This is a genomic window from Citrobacter sp. FDAARGOS_156, from assembly GCF_001559235.2.
Classification (GTDB): domain Bacteria; phylum Pseudomonadota; class Gammaproteobacteria; order Enterobacterales; family Enterobacteriaceae; genus Citrobacter; species Citrobacter youngae.
Genome location: NZ_CP014030.2, coordinates 4547356 through 4564658 on the forward strand (window position 1 = coordinate 4547356; position 17303 = coordinate 4564658).

Genomic DNA, 17303 nt, shown 5'->3' on the forward strand with positions numbered 1-17303 from the left:
TTATTCCTCGATTTTACCGCCAGCAGCTTCGATAGCAGCACGAGCGCCTTTAGTAACACGCAGGCCACGAACAGTTACCGGAGTAGTGACTTCACCAGCCAGGATCACTTTCGCGAACTCGATCTGGATACCGATAATGTTGGCTGCTTTCAGCGTGTTCAGGTCTACAACACCGCCTTCAACTTTAGCCAGGTCAGACAGACGAACTTCGGCTGTAATCGCTGCTTTACGTGAAGTGAAGCCGAATTTCGGCAGACGACGGTACAGAGGCATCTGACCACCCTCGAAACCGCGACGTACGCCACCGCCAGAACGAGACTTCTGACCTTTGTGACCACGACCACCGGTTTTACCGAGGCCAGAACCGATACCACGACCCAGGCGGCGAGCCGCTTTTTTAGAGCCTTCGGCCGGAGACAGAGTATTTAAACGCATCTCTTACTCCTCAACTTTAACCATGAAGGAAACCGCGTTGACCATACCACGAACAGCAGGAGTATCCTCGCGCTCTACGGTGTGACCAATACGACGCAGACCCAGGCCAAGCAGCGTTGCCTTGTGTTTCGGCAGACGACCGATTGCACTGCGGGTTTGAGTAATTTTAATAGTCTTTGCCATGGTTTATTTCCCCAGAATTTCTTCAACGGATTTACCACGCTTGGCAGCGACCATTTCCGGAGATTTCATATTTTCCAGACCATCGATAGTTGCACGAACCACGTTAATCGGGTTAGTGGAACCATACGCTTTAGCCAGAACGTTACGAACTCCAGCGACTTCCAGAACGGCGCGCATTGCACCACCGGCGATGATACCGGTACCTTCGGAAGCCGGCTGCATGAAGACACGAGAACCCGTGTGAGTACCCTTAACCGGGTGCTGCAGGGTGCCGTGGTTCAGCGCGACGTTAATCATATTGCGACGGGCTTTTTCCATCGCTTTCTGGATCGCTGCTGGAACTTCACGCGCTTTACCGTAACCAAAACCAACGCGACCGTTACCATCACCAACTACAGTCAGAGCTGTGAAGGAGAAAATACGACCACCTTTAACGGTTTTAGATACGCGGTTAACCGCGATCAGCTTTTCCTGCAGTTCGCCAGCTTGTTTTTCGATGTGAGCCATCTTACACCTCTACCTTAGAACTGAAGGCCAGCTTCACGGGCAGCATCTGCCAGTGCCTGGACACGACCATGATATTGGAACCCGGAACGGTCAAAGGATACATCTTTGATGCCTTTTTCCAGAGCGCGTTCAGCAACAGCTTTACCTACAGCTGCAGCAGCGTCTTTGTTACCGGTGTACTTCAATTGTTCAGCGATAGCTTTTTCTACAGTAGAAGCAGCTACCAGAACTTCAGAACCGTTCGGTGCAATTACCTGTGCGTAAATATGACGCGGGGTACGATGTACCACCAGGCGAGTTGCACCCAGCTCCTGGAGCTTGCGGCGTGCGCGGGTCGCACGACGGATACGAGCAGATTTCTTATCCATAGTGTTACCTTACTTCTTCTTAGCCTCTTTGGTACGCACGACTTCGTCGGCGTAACGAACACCCTTGCCTTTATAAGGCTCAGGACGACGGTAGGCGCGCAGATCTGCTGCAACCTGACCGATCAGCTGTTTATCAGCGCCTTTCAGCACGATCTCAGTCTGAGTCGGACATTCTGCAGTGATTCCCGCAGGCAGCTGATGGTCAACTGGGTGAGAGAAACCTAAAGCCAGGTTTACTACATTCCCTTTAACCGCTGCACGATAACCTACACCAACCAGCTGAAGCTTCTTAGTGAAGCCTTCGGTAACACCGACAACCATTGAGTTCAGCAGGGCACGCGCGGTACCAGCCTGAGCCCATCCATCTGCGTAACCATCACGCGGACCGAAGGTCAGTGCATTATCTGCATGATTTACTGCAACAGCATCGTTGAGAGTACGAGTCAGCTCGCCGTTTTTACCTTTGATCGTAATAACCTGACCGTTGATTTTTACATCAACGCCGGCAGGAATAACGACCGGTGCTTTAGCAACACGAGACATTTTTTCCTCCGATTAGGCTACGTAGCAGATAATTTCGCCACCAAGACCAGCCTGGCGCGCTGCACGATCAGTCATAACACCTTTAGAGGTAGAAACAACTGCGATACCCATGCCAGCCATAACTTTCGGCAGCTCGTCTTTACGCTTATAAATGCGCAGACCTGGGCGACTGACACGCTGAATGCTTTCTACAACAGCTTTACCCTGGAAATACTTGAGAGTAAGTTCCAGTTCCGGCTTGGTGTCGCCTTCAACTTTAAAATCTTCAATAAAACCTTCTTCCTTCAGCACGTTGGCAATTGCCACTTTCAGCTTGGAGGAAGGCATGGTGACCGCAGCTTTATTCGCGGCCTGACCGTTACGGATACGGGTCAGCATATCCGCGATCGGATCTTGCATGCTCATCTGTCTTTACTCCCGTGATTCAATTGGTAATTACCAGCTAGCCTTTTTCAAGCCTGGTACTTCACCGCGCATGGCGGCTTCACGCAGTTTGATACGGCTCAACCCGAACTTGCCCACATAGCCATGCGGACGACCTGTTTGACGGCAGCGGTTACGCTGACGGGACGGGCTGGAATCACGCGGCAGAGACTGCAGCTTGAGAACTGCGTTCCAACGATCTTCGTCGGTCGCGTTCACATCAGAGATAATAGCTTTCAGTTCAGCGCGTTTTGCGAAGTACTTATCAGCTAAAGCTACGCGCTTTACTTCGCGTGCTTTCATTGATTGCTTAGCCATTCAGTAACCCTACCTTACTTGCGGAACGGGAAGTCAAAGGCAGCCAGCAGAGCACGGCCTTCTTCGTCAGATTTCGCAGTAGTGGTAATGGTAATATCCAAACCACGCACGCGGTCGACTTTATCGTAGTCGATTTCTGGGAAGATGATCTGCTCACGGACACCCATGCTGTAGTTACCACGACCGTCGAAAGACTTAGCGGACAAGCCACGGAAGTCACGGATACGTGGAACAGCAATAGTGATCAGGCGCTCAAAGAACTCCCACATGCGTTCGCCACGCAGAGTTACTTTACAGCCGATCGGATAGCCCTGACGGATTTTGAAGCCTGCAACAGATTTGCGTGCTTTGGTGATCAGCGGTTTTTGACCGGAGATTGCTGTCAGGTCAGCTGCTGCGTTATCCAGCAGTTTCTTGTCAGCGATCGCTTCACCAACACCCATGTTCAGGGTGATCTTCTCGACCCGAGGGACTTGCATGACAGAATTGTAGTTAAACTCAGTCATGAGTTTAGCGACTACTTCGTCTTTGTAGTAATCATGCAGTTTCGCCATCGTACTACTCCAAATTACTTGATAGTTTCGCTGTTAGATTTAAAGAAACGGACTTTTTTGCCGTCTTCGAATCTAAAGCCTACACGGTCAGCCTTGCCGGTTGCCGCGTTGAAGATAGCAAGGTTAGAGATCTGAATAGCTGCTTCTTTCTCTACGATGCCGCCTGGTTGGTTCAGGGCCGGAACCGGCTTCTGATGTTTCTTAACCAGGTTGATACCTTCAACAATGACCTTGCCGGAAGACAGGACATTCTTAACTTTACCGCGTTTACCTTTATCTTTACCGGTTAACACGATAACTTCGTCATCACGACGGATCTTCGCTGCCATGATTCGCTCCTTAGAGTACTTCTGGTGCCAGAGAGATAATTTTCATGAACTTCTCGTTACGAAGTTCACGAGTTACCGGCCCAAAAATACGCGTACCGATAGGTTGCTCGCTGTTATTGTTTAAAATAACGCATGCATTTCCATCGAAGCGAATGACAGAACCGTCCGGGCGACGAACACCCTTCTTGGTGCGCACCACTACCGCCTTCAGCACATCACCTTTTTTGACCTTACCACGCGGAATTGCTTCCTTGATGGTGATCTTGATGATATCGCCGACGCCTGCGTAGCGACGGTGCGAGCCACCCAGAACCTTGATACACATTACGCGACGTGCACCGGAGTTGTCGGCGACGTTCAGCATAGTCTGTTCTTGGATCATTTTAGTGCTCCGCTAATGTCAACTACTACTGAGACCCGAAAATCAGGTCGTTAAAAAAGCCCCATATCGGGGGCGCGGCATTATAACACCGCTTCAACGATATGGGTAGAAAAAATAAACGGCTCATCGCTGAGCCGTTTATTCGTTGAGAATGCCTACTGTATTACAGAACGGCTTTCTCTACAACGCGAACCAGCGTCCAGGACTTGGTCTTGGACAGCGGACGGCATTCGCGGATTTCAACCACGTCACCAGTACCGCATTCGTTGTTCTCGTCATGTACGTGCAGTTTGGTCGTACGCTTAATGAATTTACCGTAGATCGGGTGTTTCACAAAACGTTCGATAGCAACAACGATGGATTTCTCCATTTTATCGCTAACAACGCGACCTTGCAGAGTACGGATTTTATCGGTCATTACGCACCCGCCTTCTCAGTCAGTAAAGTCTTAACGCGTGCGACGTCACGACGCACTTGCTTCAACAGGTGAGACTGTTGCAGCTGGCCACTTGCAGCCTGCATACGCAGGTTGAACTGCTCACGCAGCAGATTCAGCAGCTCGGTGTTCAGCTCTTCAACACTCTTCTCACGCAGCTCTTTTGCTTTCATTACATCACCGTCTTAGTTACAAAGGTGGTTTTAATCGGCAGTTTCGCTGCTGCCAGCTTGAATGCTTCACGGGCCAGCTCTTCCGGTACGCCGTCCATTTCATACAGGACTTTACCCGGCTGAATCAAGGCAACCCAATACTCTACGTTACCTTTACCTTTACCCATACGCACTGCCAGCGGCTTTTCAGTGATCGGTTTGTCCGGGAATACACGGATCCAGATCTTACCTTGACGCTTAACTGCACGGGTCATAGCACGACGTGCTGCTTCGATCTGACGGGCAGTCAGACGACCACGGCCAACAGCTTTCAGACCGAAGCTGCCGAAGCTAACATCCGCGCCAGCAGCCAGACCGCGGTTACGGCCTTTGTGCATTTTACGGAATTTTGTACGCTTTGGTTGTAACATCAGCGACGCTCCTTATTTACGGCCTTTACGCTGCTGCTTTTTAGGTTGTGCAGCCGGTTTTTCCGGTTGTTCAACAGCAGCCATACCACCCAGGATCTCGCCTTTGAAGATCCACACTTTAACGCCGATTACACCGTAAGTGGTGTGCGCTTCAGAGGTGTTGTAGTCGATGTCAGCACGCAGAGTGTGCAGAGGTACGCGACCTTCGCGGTACCATTCGGTACGTGCGATTTCCGCGCCGCCCAGACGGCCGCTAACTTCAACTTTGATACCTTTAGCGCCCAGACGCATTGCGTTCTGTACAGCACGCTTCATAGCACGACGGAACATAACGCGACGTTCCAGCTGAGAAGTGATGCTGTCAGCAACCAATTTTGCGTCCAGTTCAGGCTTACGCACTTCGGCGATATTGATCTGAGCAGGAACGCCAGCAATATCCGCTACGACTTTGCGCAGTTTTTCTACGTCTTCGCCTTTCTTACCGATAACAATACCCGGGCGAGCAGTGTGAATGGTCACACGGATGCTCTTAGCCGGACGCTCGATAACGATACGAGATACAGACGCTTTCGCCAGTTCCTTAGTCAGGTACTGACGTACTTTAAAATCGCTGTCCAGGTTGTCAGCGAATTCTTTGGTGTTCGCAAACCAGGTTGAGTTCCATGGTTTTACAATACCCAGGCGAATACCATTAGGATGTACTTTCTGACCCATTGCTAGTCTCCAGAGTCTCAGCGATCGGACACAACCACAGTAATGTGGCTGGTGCGCTTCAGGATGCGATCTGCACGACCTTTTGCACGCGGCATAATGCGCTTCATGCTCGGGCCTTCGTCTACGAAAATTTTCGTAACTTTCAGATCGTCAATGTCAGCGCCATCGTTGTGTTCAGCGTTAGCAATGGCAGATTCCAGGACTTTCTTAACCAGTACAGCCGCTTTCTTATTGGTGTAGGTCAGAATATCAAGGGCCTGCGACACTTTCTTACCGCGAATCAGGTCTGCAACAAGGCGAACCTTCTGAGCAGAAGAACGAGCATGGCGATGTTGAGCTAAAGTTTCCATCTCTTCCTCCTACCTTATTTCTTCTTCGCTTTTTTATCAGCAGCGTGGCCGCGATAAGTACGAGTCGGTGCGAATTCACCCAGTTTGTGACCGACCATTTCGTCGGAAACAAATACCGGAACGTGCTGACGACCATTATGGACAGCGATGGTCAAACCGATCATGTTAGGAAAGATCGTTGAACGACGGGACCAAGTGCGCAGGGGCTTCTTGTCTCCGCTTTCCACCGCTTTCTCTACCTTCTTCAGCAAGTGCAGGTCAATAAAAGGACCTTTCTTGAGAGAACGTGGCATGGCTTATCCTCTAAAATTATTTGCTACGGCGACGTACGATGAATTTATCAGTACGCTTGTTGCTGCGGGTCTTCTTACCTTTGGTCTGAACGCCCCACGGAGTTACCGGGTGCTTACCAAAGTTACGACCTTCACCACCACCATGTGGGTGGTCGACTGGGTTCATCGCAGTACCGCGAACGGTAGGACGAACACCACGCCAGCGTGCAGCACCTGCTTTACCCAGAACGCGCAGCATATGCTCAGCATTGCCAACTTCGCCCAGAGTTGCACGGCAATCTGCTTCGACTTTACGCATTTCACCAGAACGCAGACGCAGGGTGACATAAGCACCATCACGAGCAACGATCTGAACGTAAGTACCAGCGGAACGTGCCAGCTGACCGCCTTTACCTGGTTTCATTTCTACGTTATGAACGGTAGAACCAACCGGGATATTGCGCATCGGCAGGGTGTTACCTGCTTTGATTGCAGCATCAACGCCAGATTGAATCTGGTCGCCAGCTTTCAGGCCTTTAGGGGCCAGGATGTAACGGCGTTCACCGTCTTTGTACAGAACCAGCGCGATGTTCGCGGAGCGGTTCGGATCGTACTCAAGACGTTCAACAACTGCCGGGATACCGTCTTTGTTGCGTTTGAAGTCAACAATACGATAAGCCTGCTTGTGACCACCACCGATGTGACGAGTGGTGATGCGGCCATTGTTGTTACGACCACCGGATTTGCTGTTTTTTTCAACCAGCGGAGCAAAAGGTTTGCCCTTGTGCAGCTCTGGGTTGACCACTTTAACAACGTGGCGACGACCCGGAGATGTCGGTTTACATTTAACAACTGCCATTGTATTACTCCTCCGACTTACTCAGCGCCGCCGACGAAGTCCAGATTCTGGCCTTCCTTCAGGGTGACGTAAGCTTTTTTCCAGTCGCTACGACGACCGATACGCTGTCCGTGACGTTTAACTTTCCCTTTAACTACCAGGGTGTTAACGACTTCGACTTCGACTTCAAACAGTTTCTGCACAGCAGCTTTGATTTCTGCTTTGGTCGCGTCTTTAGCAACTTTGAGAACGATGGTGTTAGTTTTTTCCATCGCAGTAGACGCTTTTTCAGAAACGTGCGGTGCGCGCAGCACTTTCAGCAGACGTTCTTCACGAATCATGCCAGCATCTCCTCAACTTGCTTAACAGCATCAGCAGTCATTACGACTTTGTCGAAGGCGATCAGGCTAACCGGGTCGATACCAGTTGCATCGCGTACGTCAACCTTGTGCAGGTTGCGCGCAGCCAGGAACAGGTTCTCGTCCAGCTCACCGGTGATGATCAGCACATCTTCCAGAGCCATGTCTTTCAGTTTCTGTGCCAGCAGCTTAGTTTTAGGCGCTTCAACAGAGAATGATTCGACAACGATCAGACGATCCTGACGTACCAGTTCGGACAGAATGCTTTTCAGCGCGCCGCGGTACATCTTTTTGTTTACTTTTTGACTGTGGTCCTGTGGACGAGCAGCGAAGGTCACGCCACCTGAACGCCAGATCGGGCTCTTGATAGAACCTGAACGCGCACGGCCGGTACCTTTCTGGCGCCACGGCTTTTTGCCTGAACCAGTTACTTCAGCACGAGTCTTCTGAGCACGAGTACCCTGACGAGCACCAGCTGCATAAGCAACAACAACCTGGTGAACCAGCGCTTCGTTGAAATCACGACCGAAGGTAGTTTCGGAAACAGTCAGCGCGCTCTGCGCGTCTTTCAATACTAATTCCATTGCTATCCCCTTACGCCTTCACAGCTGGTTTAACGATCAGGTCGCAACCGGTCGCACCCGGAACACCACCTTTAACCAGCAGCAGGTTGCGCTCAGCGTCAACACGTACTACGTCCAGGCTCTGAACGGTTACACGTTCGTTGCCCAGCTGACCTGCCATTTTCTTGCCTTTGAACACTTTGCCCGGAGTCTGGTTCTGACCGATAGAACCCGGAACGCGGTGAGACAAGGAGTTACCGTGAGTAGCGTCCTGGGTACGGAAGTTCCAGCGCTTAACGGTACCAGCGAAACCTTTACCTTTAGAGGTACCGGTTACGTCAACTTTTTTAACGTCAGCAAACAGTTCAACGCTAATGTTCTGACCAACGGTGTATTCTTCACCATCTGCCAGACGGAACTCCCACAGGCCGCGGCCAGCTTCTACGCCAGCTTTAGCAAAGTGGCCAGCTTCCGGCTTAGTTACGCGGTTAGCTTTTTTAGCACCGGTGGTAACCTGAACAGCGCGATAGCCATCGTTAGCCAGATCTTTAACCTGAGTAACGCGGTTTGCTTCAACTTCGATAACGGTTACTGGGATAGATACGCCATCTTCAGTGAAGATGCGGGTCATACCCACTTTTTTACCGACTAAACCAATCATTGTATCAACCTCTCAATCGCTCGATGACCTGATTAACCCAGGCTGATCTGCACGTCTACACCGGCAGCCAGGTCCAGACGCATCAGAGCATCAACGGTTTTTTCAGTTGGCTCAACGATGTCAACCAGACGCTTGTGAGTACGGATCTCGTACTGATCACGCGCGTCTTTGTTGACGTGCGGGGAGATCAGAACGGTGAAACGCTCTTTGCGGGTCGGCAGCGGGATCGGACCACGAACCTGCGCACCAGTGCGCTTGGCAGTCTCGACGATTTCCGCGGTTGATTGATCGATCAGACGATGATCAAACGCTTTCAAACGGATACGGATTCTTTGGTTCTGCATGAGACCAGAGCTCCAATTATTTTATAGACGAAATAGTTACTCCTCAAACCCATTACGATTGATGGGAGAGTGTAACCGTTCTTACAGAGTTCCCCGATTGGGAACATTGTCTGGTATTGCTTTCGCATTACCGGTGGCTCATATCGAACCGCTGTCAATATTAGACAAGCCCGCGCATTATACGTAAATCTCAGCCTTAAGCAAGTGCCGCGTAGAAATTAATCACTCTTACGCAGATGCGAGTGCTATCCCACTCTGATTGTATACGCTTTTACGCGACGCAAATTCCCTGGAAAGACGCCAGCAAAATGGATATTCGGGCGTTGTGCAGTTAGCGCTACTTACCTGATAGTTAGCTCTTTCTCGCACCGGATTGAGGCATGAATACTGAACTTCCCTTTTTGCTGATTTATATCTCTCTATCCGGACTGCTTGGGGTTCAGGATTTGCGTACTGGCCTATTGCCCGACAAATTCACCTGCCCTCTTCTCTGGAGTGGTCTTCTTTTTCATCAATGTTGCAACCCCACACAGTTGTCCGATGCACTTTGGGGAGCCATTGCAGGGTATGGTGTATTTTCTCTGTTCTATTGGGGATACCGCCTGGCATGGCATCAAGAAGGATTAGGCTATGGAGACGTAAAATTTCTCGCCGCACTTGGCGCGTGGCATCGATGGGACTCATTACCTCTGTTGATCTTACTTGCCGCCGGGCTGGCTTGCTGCATTACAGGTGTAGCATTTATAACGCATGGAAAAAAGAAACTAAAAAACCCGCTGCCTTTTGGGCCATATCTGGCGGCTGCGGGTTTTGTTGTTGGCTGGCTAAATCTGATACAGGGCGGTTAGTCGCTGACCTTAATTTGCGATTGCAGATAGTTTTGCAATCCAAGTTTTCCAATCAGATCCAACTCCGTTTCGAGCCAATCGATATGCCCTTCTTCTTCGGTCAGGATCTCAATCATCATGTCCCGACTAACATAGTCATGAACGCTATCGGCGTAAGCAATGGCTTCGCGTAAATCTTTCGCACCATCAAGCTCGAGTCGAAGATCGGATTGCAGCATCTCTTCAACATCTTCACCAATCCCCAACTTACCTAGATCTTGTAAGTTTGGGAGACCTTCTAAGAATAAAATACGCTCAATATATTTATCAGCGTGTTTCATCTCATCTATTGATTCATGGTACTCAACATCATTGAGGCGAGTCAGTCCCCAGTTTTTAAACATACGGGCATGGAGAAAATACTGGTTGATTGCGACAAGCTCATTTCCCAATAGTTTATTGAGATAATTTATGATTTTAACATCACCTTTCATTTTATAGTCCCTCCGCTTCCACTCTTAGAGCGTAGATGGGGCTACAGGGATGTCAAAAAAAAGAGTGTGACTTAGGCGATCTCTTTAAATTCTGGCATTTGAGTTAATTCATCCTGCATGACTTCACGCGCAGCACGAATGCACTTACCGCACTGATTTCCAACAGGAATAAACTTACGTAATTGCTGAAAGGACTGAGGATGAAACTGGCGAACAGCCTGACGAATTTTTTTATCACTTATCGCATTACACAAACAAACGTACATGATCGCTCCCGTTCAATTTCTGCGCAAAGTGTAAATGAGAATAGTTATGATTACAATAGCACAACGCTATTTACGCGGCGGGAGAATGAATAAAAAATGCGAATAAATATGACAGCTACTAAATTGCAGGCAGCAAAAAGGGCGCCTAAGCGCCCTTTTTAAGCTCAAAGCCAATTAATCAATAATTAGCTCATTACTTTAGCAACAACGCCCGCACCTACAGTACGGCCGCCTTCACGGATTGCGAAACGCAGACCGTCATCCATCGCGATCGGGTGGATCAGGGTAACAACCATTTTGATGTTGTCGCCCGGCATTACCATCTCTACGCCTTCCGGCAGTTCGATGGTACCCGTCACGTCAGTAGTACGGAAGTAGAACTGCGGACGGTAGCCTTTGAAGAACGGAGTATGACGGCCGCCTTCGTCTTTGGACAGAATGTACACTTCAGATTCGAACTTGGTGTGCGGCTTGATAGAGCCCGGCTTAGCCAGTACCTGACCACGTTCGATTTCTTCACGTTTGATACCACGCAGCAGAACACCAACGTTCTCACCAGCACGGCCTTCGTCCAGCAGTTTGCGGAACATTTCAACGCCGGTACAGGTAGACTTGGCAGTCTCTTTGATACCAACGATTTCAACTTCTTCACCAACTTTGATGATACCGCGTTCTACACGACCGGTAACAACGGTACCACGACCGGAGATGGAGAATACGTCTTCGATTGGCAGCAGGAACGGCTTATCGATAGCACGTTCTGGTTCCGGGATGTAAGAATCCAGGAAGCCAGCCAGTTCGATGATTTTCGCTTCCCACTCTGCTTCGCCTTCCAGCGCTTTCAGAGCAGAACCACGAACGATCGGAGTGTCGTCGCCCGGGAAATCGTACTGAGACAGAAGTTCACGAACTTCCATTTCTACCAGTTCCAGCAGCTCTTCGTCATCAACCATGTCGCATTTGTTCAGGAACACGATGATGTACGGAACGCCTACCTGACGACCCAGCAGGATGTGCTCACGAGTCTGCGGCATCGGGCCGTCAGTCGCAGCAACAACCAGGATCGCGCCGTCCATCTGCGCAGCACCGGTGATCATGTTTTTAACATAGTCGGCGTGGCCCGGGCAGTCTACGTGTGCGTAGTGGCGAGTCGGGGTGTCATATTCAACGTGAGAAGTGTTGATGGTGATACCACGAGCTTTTTCTTCCGGCGCGTTATCGATCTGGTCGAATGCACGAGCAGCACCGCCGTAGGTTTTAGCCAGTACGGTAGTGATTGCAGCGGTCAGGGTAGTTTTACCGTGGTCAACGTGGCCGATGGTGCCGACGTTAACGTGCGGTTTTGTACGTTCAAATTTTTCTTTAGACACGGCTATATTCCTTACTATAGTGCTCTCCCCTATGGAGAGAGCACGGGACTTAGGTTTTAATCCTGTGGATTATTTACCACGGGCTTCAATAACGGCCTGAGCAACGTTGTTCGGCGCATCGTCGTACTTCAGGAACTCCATGGAGTAAGAAGCACGGCCTTTGGTCAGAGAACGCAGCTGGGTTGCATATCCGAACATTTCAGACAGCGGAACTTCAGCATGGATAACAACGCCAGTGACGTTGGATTCCTGACCACGAAGCATACCACGACGGCGGCTCAAGTCACCGATTACGTCACCGGTGTTCTCTTCCGGAGTCTCTACTTCAACCTTCATGATAGGCTCAAGCAGAACTGGTTTCGCTTTCTTAAAGCCATCTTTGAAGGCGATAGAAGCGGCCAGTTTAAACGCCAGCTCAGAGGAGTCAACGTCATGGTAAGAACCGAAGTGCAGACGCACGCCCAGATCAACAACCGGGTAACCAGCCAGCGGGCCAGATTTCAGCTGTTCCTGGATGCCTTTATCAACGGCCGGGATGTATTCGCCAGGAATTACACCACCTTTGATGTCGTTGATGAACTCGTAGCCTTTCGGGTTTGAACCCGGCTCCAGCGGGTACATGTCGATAACAACATGACCGTACTGACCGCGACCACCAGACTGCTTAGCGTGTTTACCTTCGATATCGGTAACTTTCGCGCGAATCGCTTCACGGTAAGCAACCTGAGGTTTACCGACGTTCGCTTCAACGTTGAATTCACGCTTCATACGGTCAACGATGATGTCGAGGTGCAGCTCACCCATACCAGCGATAATGGTCTGGTTAGATTCTTCGTCAGTCCATACGCGGAATGACGGGTCTTCTTTAGCCAGACGGCCCAGAGCCAGACCCATTTTTTCCTGGTCAGCTTTGGTTTTCGGTTCTACCGCGATGGAAATTACCGGCTCAGGGAATTCCATACGTTCCAGAATGATCGGGTGATCCGGGTCACACAGAGTGTCACCAGTGGTCACGTCTTTCAGACCGATAGCAGCAGCGATATCGCCCGCGCGAACTTCTTTGATCTCTTCACGTTTGTTAGCGTGCATCTGTACGATACGGCCGAAACGTTCACGTGCAGTTTTCACGGAGTTCAGGATGGTGTCACCGGAGTTAACCACACCAGAGTACACGCGGAAGAAGGTCAGGTTACCCACGAACGGGTCGGTAGCGATTTTGAATGCCAGAGCAGCAAACGGCTCGTCATCGCTAGCATGACGCTCAGCAGGAGTATCTTTACCGTCGTCCAGAATACCGTTGATCGCAGGTACGTCGACTGGGGATGGCAGGTAATCAATTACCGCATCCAGCATCGCCTGAACACCTTTGTTCTTGAACGCAGAACCACAGGTTACCAGGATGATTTCGTTGTTCAGAACACGCTGACGCAGAGCTTTTTTGATCTCTTCTTCAGTCAGTTCTTCACCACCCAGGTATTTCTCCATCAGCTCTTCTGAAGCTTCCGCAGCGGACTCGATCAGGTTCTGGTGCCATTCTTCAGCCAGTTCCTGCATGTCAGCCGGGATATCTTCATAAGTGAAGGTTACGCCTGCATCTTCTTCGTTCCAGTTGATGGCTTTCATTTTCACCAGGTCAACAACACCGGTGAACGCTTCTTCAGCGCCAATTGCCAGCTGCAGCGGAACAGGGTTCGCGCCCAGACGGGTTTTGATCTGACCAACAACTTTCAGGAAGTTCGCACCCATACGGTCCATTTTGTTAACGAACGCAATGCGCGGAACTTTATATTTGTTTGCCTGACGCCATACGGTTTCAGACTGAGGCTGAACACCACCAACTGCGCAGTAAACCATTACTGCACCATCAAGCACACGCATGGAACGTTCTACTTCGATTGTGAAGTCAACGTGCCCCGGGGTGTCGATGATGTTTACGCGATGCGGTTCGTACTGCTTAGCCATACCAGACCAGAATGCAGTAGTCGCTGCGGAGGTGATAGTAATACCACGCTCCTGCTCCTGCTCCATCCAGTCCATGGTGGCTGCGCCGTCATGAACTTCACCGATTTTATGGTTTACACCGGTGTAGAACAGAATACGTTCGGTAGTAGTGGTTTTACCGGCGTCGATGTGCGCACTGATACCGATGTTACGGTAGCGCGCGATGGGTGTTGTACGAGCCATTTGATTCCTCGTTTATCTTTTAGGCGTTCAATTTAAGTAGCCCAAAGCGGGCTGCTTACTAGAAGCGCCCGCCTGGTGACTAAAACTCCGAAGGGATTACCAACGGTAGTGTGCGAACGCCTTGTTGGCTTCTGCCATACGGTGAACGTCTTCACGTTTCTTAACTGCAGTACCTTTGTTTTCTGCAGCATCAGAAAGTTCGTTCGCCAGGCGCAGAGCCATGGATTTATCACCGCGTTTACGAGCAGCTTCAACGATCCAACGCATTGCCAGAGCATTACGACGGACCGGACGGACTTCAACTGGTACCTGATAAGTAGAACCACCAACGCGGCGAGACTTAACTTCGACAGTCGGGCGCACGTTTTCGAGAGCTACTTCGAAAGCTTCCAGTTCGTTTTTACCAGAACGCTGAGCCAGGGTCTCCAGCGCGCTGTATACGATAGTTTCGGCAGTAGATTTTTTACCATCTACCATCAGGATATTTACAAATTTAGCCAGCAGTTCTGATCCGAACTTCGGATCCGGCAGAATTTTACGCTGACCAATGACGCGACGACGTGGCATGGAAATACTCCGTTGTTAATTCAGGATTGTCCAAAACTCTAAGAGTTTAGTTTGACATTAATATAAAACGTTTGGCCTTACTTAACGGAGAACCATTAAGCCTTAGGACGTTTCACGCCATACTTGGAGCGTGATTGCTTACGGTCTTTAACGCCGGAGCAGTCAAGCGCACCACGAACGGTGTGGTAACGAACACCCGGGAGGTCTTTTACACGACCGCCACGGATCAGGATCACGGAGTGCTCCTGCAGGTTGTGACCTTCACCACCGATGTAGGAAGTCACTTCAAAACCGTTAGTCAGACGAACACGGCAAACTTTACGCAGTGCGGAGTTCGGTTTTTTAGGAGTGGTAGTATATACACGAGTACATACGCCACGTTTCTGCGGGCATGCTTCCAGCGCAGGCACGTTGCTTTTTGCAACTTTGCGTGCACGTGGTTTGCGTACCAGCTGGTTAACTGTTGCCATTAAATAGCTCCTGGTTTTAGCTTTTGCTTCGTAAACACGTAATAAAACGACCTCATACAATATGAGGACGCAGAATTTTAGGTCGGTGTCGAAAAGGTGTCAAGAAATATACAACGATCCCACAATTACCAGGACATCTGGCTGGGATGCTTCACCGTAAGTCTGACGAAGTCAGTATAGCTAACCCTGACGACACTGTCTGAAATTTGACCACTCAACCCGCGAGCCTTAATGTCTTCTTCCAGTACATAGACCTTAATGGAGGCATTTTGCAGACTTTCAAGGAAACGGCTTCCTTCGATTGCTGCCGTCACGCCATCCTGGAGCAATAAAAGCTCATCGTCTTTATCTACCAGGCGAAGAAGAGAGGAGAAATCGGTAAGCCACGCGGAGCGATGTAGTGTGTGCAGCATGAGAGTCTCAAAACCTTAAAATGACGTCAAAGTTGCCTAACTCACGGCGTAAATCTTCCGGTTCAAGCGCCGTCGCATCAACCACAAAATTCGCCCCCTCTGCCAGGCCTCGCTCACGCAATGAGGCCGCACAAAGCCAGCATTGTTCTATATCGTACAATCCTAACAGTTTGAAAGTAGCAATATAGTCTCGCGCCAGAACGACATCCGGTTGTTGACCCTGGAGGATCTGGAAGACACCATCACCGATAAAGAACACGCCGAGATCTTCCGTTAATGCAGATGTCGCCAGTAAAGCATCCAGTCCTTCGCGGCCGGATGCGCTGCCGTGCGGCACAGTAGAAAAAACAAGGGCAACACGTTTCATTAAAACTGCACCACGCGATCGCACGTCAGGGATGCTTCAGCCAGCGATCCAAGACCGCTGAGAGTAAATCCTGATTGTAAATTAGCACCAGACAACCCTAGCCGTGTTGCTTCAGTCTCATCAACAACACCACGCCGCAAGGCTGCCGCAACACAGATATTCAGCGCCACACCATGCTGTTGGTGAAGCTTTTGCCAGGCTCGAACTAAATCAAATTCATCACTGGCGGGCGATGTCAGAACGTTCGCGTTATACACGCCCTCACGATAAAAGAAAACGCTACACAACTTGTGTCCTTCTTCGAGTAGCGCATGCGCAAATTGCAATGCGCTACTCGCTTGCTGTGTGCCGTAGGCGGGCCCGGTTACCATGATGGCAAAACGCATTACTTATCTTGCCCCTGGAAATCACCGCTTTTGAACTGGCGAATATAGAGGTAGACCGTGTGCTTAGAGATGTTCAGACGATCGGCGACCTGATTGATCGCATCTTTAATATCGAAGATCCCTTTCTCATACAGGTTCAGGACAATCTGACGATTCTTGGCATTGTTGGAGACATTACGATCGGCGTTCACTTCTTCAATGGTGAACTCCAGCGTCTGCGTCACCAGATCTTCGACTGAGGACGCGAAGTTCACGGCTGATCCCACTTCCGGGGTCTCCGGCGGGATAAAGGTATTCATTATCTGCGAGAAAGGAACATCAAGGTTCATGTTGATGCACAGCAGACCAATCACGCGATGCTCACGGTTGCGAATGGCAATCGTCACCGACTTCATCAAGACACCGCTTTTCGCGCGTGTGAAATAACACTTCGACACGCTGCTATCCGCACCCGTCATATCATGCAGCATACGCAACGCAAGGTCGGTAATCGGCGAGCCAATTTTACGGCCCGTGTGTTCACCGTTAGCGATGCGAATGGCCGAGCATTTCAAATCCTGCAAAGAGTGCAATACGATTTCACAATGGGAACCAATGAGCATCGCCAACCCGTCCACTACCGCTTCATAGGATTTAAGGATATCGAAGTCGGTTTGATCGAAAGGACGTTGATCCAGCAAATCTAGCTCACTGGTTTCGTTGGTTAAAAGCGACCTGGACATGAAAAAAAGCACTCCTTTTCAGGAGCCTGTCGTTATGTTGTCAGGGCAGGCTCATCACTATTATAGGGGCATCTA

Annotated in this window: 32 protein-coding genes; 1 reads left to right on the plus strand and 31 read right to left on the minus strand. The window is 50.1% G+C overall.

Annotated features, from left to right (window positions below; all coding sequences use genetic code 11):
* The 21 genes from rplO to rpsJ form a co-directional block, all read right to left on the minus strand.
* Positions 1-435, minus strand: a complete 435-nt coding sequence (gene rplO / locus AL515_RS22470) for a 50S ribosomal protein L15 (RefSeq protein ID WP_003031132.1) — start codon at positions 433-435, stop codon at positions 1-3.
* A 3-nt stretch (positions 436-438) separates the two neighbouring features.
* Complete coding sequence (gene rpmD / locus AL515_RS22475) at positions 439-618, minus strand: 50S ribosomal protein L30 (protein ID WP_001140434.1); 180 nt, start codon at positions 616-618, stop codon at positions 439-441.
* 3 nt (positions 619-621) lie between these two features.
* The gene (gene rpsE, locus AL515_RS22480; protein WP_003031131.1) at positions 622-1125 is read right to left on the minus strand and encodes a 30S ribosomal protein S5; all 504 of its coding nucleotides are present in this window, start codon (positions 1123-1125) and stop codon (positions 622-624) included.
* A gap of 14 nt (positions 1126-1139) precedes the next feature.
* A complete protein-coding gene (rplR, locus tag AL515_RS22485) occupies positions 1140-1493 on the minus strand; it encodes a 50S ribosomal protein L18 (protein ID WP_000358960.1) in 354 nt (117 codons plus the stop codon).
* Between the two features lie 9 nt (positions 1494-1502).
* Entirely contained in the window at positions 1503-2036 is a 534-nt protein-coding gene (gene rplF / locus AL515_RS22490; protein ID WP_048213523.1) for a 50S ribosomal protein L6, read from the minus strand.
* A 12-nt stretch (positions 2037-2048) separates the two neighbouring features.
* Entirely contained in the window at positions 2049-2441 is a 393-nt protein-coding gene (gene rpsH, locus AL515_RS22495) for a 30S ribosomal protein S8 (RefSeq protein WP_003031127.1), read from the minus strand.
* 30 nt (positions 2442-2471) lie between these two features.
* Positions 2472-2777 (minus strand): 30S ribosomal protein S14, encoded by a 306-nt coding sequence (gene rpsN, locus AL515_RS22500; RefSeq protein ID WP_003031125.1) that lies wholly within the window; start codon positions 2775-2777, stop codon positions 2472-2474.
* A 14-nt stretch (positions 2778-2791) separates the two neighbouring features.
* Positions 2792-3331, minus strand: coding sequence for a 50S ribosomal protein L5 (gene rplE / locus AL515_RS22505; RefSeq protein ID WP_003031123.1), 540 nt, complete (start codon positions 3329-3331; stop codon positions 2792-2794).
* A gap of 14 nt (positions 3332-3345) precedes the next feature.
* On the minus strand, positions 3346-3660 hold the full coding sequence (gene rplX / locus AL515_RS22510) for a 50S ribosomal protein L24 (RefSeq protein ID WP_003031122.1): 315 nt from the start codon (positions 3658-3660) through the stop codon (positions 3346-3348).
* A gap of 10 nt (positions 3661-3670) precedes the next feature.
* Entirely contained in the window at positions 3671-4042 is a 372-nt protein-coding gene (rplN, locus tag AL515_RS22515; RefSeq protein ID WP_000613954.1) for a 50S ribosomal protein L14, read from the minus strand.
* A 163-nt stretch (positions 4043-4205) separates the two neighbouring features.
* Complete coding sequence (gene rpsQ, locus AL515_RS22520; protein WP_003031120.1) at positions 4206-4460, minus strand: 30S ribosomal protein S17; 255 nt, start codon at positions 4458-4460, stop codon at positions 4206-4208.
* On the minus strand, positions 4460-4651 hold the full coding sequence (gene rpmC / locus AL515_RS22525) for a 50S ribosomal protein L29 (RefSeq protein ID WP_000644742.1): 192 nt from the start codon (positions 4649-4651) through the stop codon (positions 4460-4462). Before rpmC ends, rpsQ begins: the two co-directional genes overlap by 1 nt.
* Positions 4651-5061, minus strand: a complete 411-nt coding sequence (gene rplP / locus AL515_RS22530; RefSeq protein WP_000941208.1) for a 50S ribosomal protein L16 — start codon at positions 5059-5061, stop codon at positions 4651-4653. Before rplP ends, rpmC begins: the two co-directional genes overlap by 1 nt.
* A gap of 12 nt (positions 5062-5073) precedes the next feature.
* The gene (gene rpsC / locus AL515_RS22535) at positions 5074-5775 is read right to left on the minus strand and encodes a 30S ribosomal protein S3 (protein WP_000529945.1); all 702 of its coding nucleotides are present in this window, start codon (positions 5773-5775) and stop codon (positions 5074-5076) included.
* A 17-nt stretch (positions 5776-5792) separates the two neighbouring features.
* Positions 5793-6125 (minus strand): 50S ribosomal protein L22, encoded by a 333-nt coding sequence (gene rplV, locus AL515_RS22540; RefSeq protein WP_000448832.1) that lies wholly within the window; start codon positions 6123-6125, stop codon positions 5793-5795.
* A gap of 14 nt (positions 6126-6139) precedes the next feature.
* Positions 6140-6418, minus strand: a complete 279-nt coding sequence (rpsS, locus tag AL515_RS22545) for a 30S ribosomal protein S19 (RefSeq protein ID WP_001138115.1) — start codon at positions 6416-6418, stop codon at positions 6140-6142.
* 16 nt (positions 6419-6434) lie between these two features.
* Entirely contained in the window at positions 6435-7256 is an 822-nt protein-coding gene (rplB, locus tag AL515_RS22550) for a 50S ribosomal protein L2 (protein ID WP_000301869.1), read from the minus strand.
* 17 nt (positions 7257-7273) lie between these two features.
* Positions 7274-7576, minus strand: a complete 303-nt coding sequence (gene rplW / locus AL515_RS22555; RefSeq protein WP_000617546.1) for a 50S ribosomal protein L23 — start codon at positions 7574-7576, stop codon at positions 7274-7276.
* Positions 7573-8178, minus strand: a complete 606-nt coding sequence (gene rplD / locus AL515_RS22560) for a 50S ribosomal protein L4 (protein ID WP_003031119.1) — start codon at positions 8176-8178, stop codon at positions 7573-7575. Before rplD ends, rplW begins: the two co-directional genes overlap by 4 nt.
* Positions 8179-8188: 10 nt before the next feature.
* Positions 8189-8818: a 50S ribosomal protein L3 gene (rplC, locus tag AL515_RS22565; protein ID WP_003031117.1), complete on the minus strand. Its 630-nt coding sequence runs from the start codon at positions 8816-8818 to the stop codon at positions 8189-8191.
* A 32-nt stretch (positions 8819-8850) separates the two neighbouring features.
* Positions 8851-9162 carry a 30S ribosomal protein S10 gene (gene rpsJ, locus AL515_RS22570; RefSeq protein WP_001181005.1) on the minus strand — a complete coding sequence of 104 codons (312 nt, stop codon included), beginning with the start codon at positions 9160-9162 and terminating at the stop codon, positions 8851-8853.
* Positions 9163-9542: 380 nt separating this feature from the next.
* Between rpsJ and AL515_RS22575 the strand changes: the two genes are divergently transcribed.
* A complete protein-coding gene (locus tag AL515_RS22575) occupies positions 9543-10010 on the plus strand; it encodes a prepilin peptidase (protein ID WP_061068720.1) in 468 nt (155 codons plus the stop codon).
* On the opposite strand, the gene bfr is transcribed toward AL515_RS22575, so the two are convergent.
* The 10 genes from bfr to AL515_RS22630 all read right to left on the minus strand — a co-directional run bounded on the left by bfr (position 10007) and on the right by AL515_RS22630 (position 17228).
* The gene (gene bfr, locus AL515_RS22580; RefSeq protein ID WP_040232010.1) at positions 10007-10483 is read right to left on the minus strand and encodes a bacterioferritin; all 477 of its coding nucleotides are present in this window, start codon (positions 10481-10483) and stop codon (positions 10007-10009) included. The two genes, AL515_RS22575 and bfr, sit on opposite strands and share 4 nt — an antisense overlap.
* Before the next feature lie 71 nt (positions 10484-10554).
* Positions 10555-10749 carry a bacterioferritin-associated ferredoxin gene (gene bfd, locus AL515_RS22585; protein WP_003031111.1) on the minus strand — a complete coding sequence of 65 codons (195 nt, stop codon included), beginning with the start codon at positions 10747-10749 and terminating at the stop codon, positions 10555-10557.
* A 185-nt stretch (positions 10750-10934) separates the two neighbouring features.
* Complete coding sequence (gene tuf, locus AL515_RS22595; protein WP_003031109.1) at positions 10935-12119, minus strand: elongation factor Tu; 1185 nt, start codon at positions 12117-12119, stop codon at positions 10935-10937.
* 69 nt (positions 12120-12188) lie between these two features.
* Entirely contained in the window at positions 12189-14303 is a 2115-nt protein-coding gene (gene fusA / locus AL515_RS22600; protein WP_003023659.1) for an elongation factor G, read from the minus strand.
* A gap of 96 nt (positions 14304-14399) precedes the next feature.
* Positions 14400-14870: a 30S ribosomal protein S7 gene (gene rpsG / locus AL515_RS22605; protein ID WP_003023657.1), complete on the minus strand. Its 471-nt coding sequence runs from the start codon at positions 14868-14870 to the stop codon at positions 14400-14402.
* Between the two features lie 95 nt (positions 14871-14965).
* The gene (rpsL, locus tag AL515_RS22610; RefSeq protein WP_003023654.1) at positions 14966-15340 is read right to left on the minus strand and encodes a 30S ribosomal protein S12; all 375 of its coding nucleotides are present in this window, start codon (positions 15338-15340) and stop codon (positions 14966-14968) included.
* 125 nt (positions 15341-15465) lie between these two features.
* Positions 15466-15753, minus strand: coding sequence for a sulfurtransferase complex subunit TusB (gene tusB / locus AL515_RS22615; protein ID WP_008786292.1), 288 nt, complete (start codon positions 15751-15753; stop codon positions 15466-15468).
* A gap of 7 nt (positions 15754-15760) precedes the next feature.
* On the minus strand, positions 15761-16120 hold the full coding sequence (tusC, locus tag AL515_RS22620) for a sulfurtransferase complex subunit TusC (protein ID WP_061068721.1): 360 nt from the start codon (positions 16118-16120) through the stop codon (positions 15761-15763).
* The gene (gene tusD, locus AL515_RS22625) at positions 16120-16506 is read right to left on the minus strand and encodes a sulfurtransferase complex subunit TusD (protein ID WP_061068722.1); all 387 of its coding nucleotides are present in this window, start codon (positions 16504-16506) and stop codon (positions 16120-16122) included. Before tusD ends, tusC begins: the two co-directional genes overlap by 1 nt.
* Positions 16506-17228: a helix-turn-helix transcriptional regulator gene (locus AL515_RS22630; RefSeq protein ID WP_003023643.1), complete on the minus strand. Its 723-nt coding sequence runs from the start codon at positions 17226-17228 to the stop codon at positions 16506-16508. Before AL515_RS22630 ends, tusD begins: the two co-directional genes overlap by 1 nt.
* Positions 17229-17303 lie beyond the last annotated feature (75 nt).

Bases quoted from the DNA above. Each gene is read 5' to 3' on its own strand.
- rplO (WP_003031132.1), bottom strand. From the start codon at position 435: ATGCGTTTAAATACTCTGTCTCCGGCCGAAGGCTCTAAAAAAGCGGCT.
- rpmD (WP_001140434.1), bottom strand. From the start codon at position 618: ATGGCAAAGACTATTAAAATTACTCAAACCCGCAGTGCAATCGGTCGT.
- rpsE (WP_003031131.1), bottom strand. From the start codon at position 1,125: ATGGCTCACATCGAAAAACAAGCTGGCGAACTGCAGGAAAAGCTGATC.
- rplR (WP_000358960.1), bottom strand. From the start codon at position 1,493: ATGGATAAGAAATCTGCTCGTATCCGTCGTGCGACCCGCGCACGCCGC.
- rplF (WP_048213523.1), bottom strand. From the start codon at position 2,036: ATGTCTCGTGTTGCTAAAGCACCGGTCGTTATTCCTGCCGGCGTTGAT.
- rpsH (WP_003031127.1), bottom strand. From the start codon at position 2,441: ATGAGCATGCAAGATCCGATCGCGGATATGCTGACCCGTATCCGTAAC.
- rpsN (WP_003031125.1), bottom strand. From the start codon at position 2,777: ATGGCTAAGCAATCAATGAAAGCACGCGAAGTAAAGCGCGTAGCTTTA.
- rplE (WP_003031123.1), bottom strand. From the start codon at position 3,331: ATGGCGAAACTGCATGATTACTACAAAGACGAAGTAGTCGCTAAACTC.
- rplX (WP_003031122.1), bottom strand. From the start codon at position 3,660: ATGGCAGCGAAGATCCGTCGTGATGACGAAGTTATCGTGTTAACCGGT.
- rplN (WP_000613954.1), bottom strand. From the start codon at position 4,042: ATGATCCAAGAACAGACTATGCTGAACGTCGCCGACAACTCCGGTGCA.
- rpsQ (WP_003031120.1), bottom strand. From the start codon at position 4,460: ATGACCGATAAAATCCGTACTCTGCAAGGTCGCGTTGTTAGCGATAAA.
- rpmC (WP_000644742.1), bottom strand. From the start codon at position 4,651: ATGAAAGCAAAAGAGCTGCGTGAGAAGAGTGTTGAAGAGCTGAACACC.
- rplP (WP_000941208.1), bottom strand. From the start codon at position 5,061: ATGTTACAACCAAAGCGTACAAAATTCCGTAAAATGCACAAAGGCCGT.
- rpsC (WP_000529945.1), bottom strand. From the start codon at position 5,775: ATGGGTCAGAAAGTACATCCTAATGGTATTCGCCTGGGTATTGTAAAA.
- rplV (WP_000448832.1), bottom strand. From the start codon at position 6,125: ATGGAAACTTTAGCTCAACATCGCCATGCTCGTTCTTCTGCTCAGAAG.
- rpsS (WP_001138115.1), bottom strand. From the start codon at position 6,418: ATGCCACGTTCTCTCAAGAAAGGTCCTTTTATTGACCTGCACTTGCTG.
- rplB (WP_000301869.1), bottom strand. From the start codon at position 7,256: ATGGCAGTTGTTAAATGTAAACCGACATCTCCGGGTCGTCGCCACGTT.
- rplW (WP_000617546.1), bottom strand. From the start codon at position 7,576: ATGATTCGTGAAGAACGTCTGCTGAAAGTGCTGCGCGCACCGCACGTT.
- rplD (WP_003031119.1), bottom strand. From the start codon at position 8,178: ATGGAATTAGTATTGAAAGACGCGCAGAGCGCGCTGACTGTTTCCGAA.
- rplC (WP_003031117.1), bottom strand. From the start codon at position 8,818: ATGATTGGTTTAGTCGGTAAAAAAGTGGGTATGACCCGCATCTTCACT.
- rpsJ (WP_001181005.1), bottom strand. From the start codon at position 9,162: ATGCAGAACCAAAGAATCCGTATCCGTTTGAAAGCGTTTGATCATCGT.
- AL515_RS22575 (WP_061068720.1), top strand. From the start codon at position 9,543: ATGAATACTGAACTTCCCTTTTTGCTGATTTATATCTCTCTATCCGGA.
- bfr (WP_040232010.1), bottom strand. From the start codon at position 10,483: ATGAAAGGTGATGTTAAAATCATAAATTATCTCAATAAACTATTGGGA.
- bfd (WP_003031111.1), bottom strand. From the start codon at position 10,749: ATGTACGTTTGTTTGTGTAATGCGATAAGTGATAAAAAAATTCGTCAG.
- fusA (WP_003023659.1), bottom strand. From the start codon at position 14,303: ATGGCTCGTACAACACCCATCGCGCGCTACCGTAACATCGGTATCAGT.
- rpsG (WP_003023657.1), bottom strand. From the start codon at position 14,870: ATGCCACGTCGTCGCGTCATTGGTCAGCGTAAAATTCTGCCGGATCCG.
- rpsL (WP_003023654.1), bottom strand. From the start codon at position 15,340: ATGGCAACAGTTAACCAGCTGGTACGCAAACCACGTGCACGCAAAGTT.
- tusB (WP_008786292.1), bottom strand. From the start codon at position 15,753: ATGCTGCACACACTACATCGCTCCGCGTGGCTTACCGATTTCTCCTCT.
- tusC (WP_061068721.1), bottom strand. From the start codon at position 16,120: ATGAAACGTGTTGCCCTTGTTTTTTCTACTGTGCCGCACGGCAGCGCA.
- tusD (WP_061068722.1), bottom strand. From the start codon at position 16,506: ATGCGTTTTGCCATCATGGTAACCGGGCCCGCCTACGGCACACAGCAA.
- AL515_RS22630 (WP_003023643.1), bottom strand. From the start codon at position 17,228: ATGTCCAGGTCGCTTTTAACCAACGAAACCAGTGAGCTAGATTTGCTG.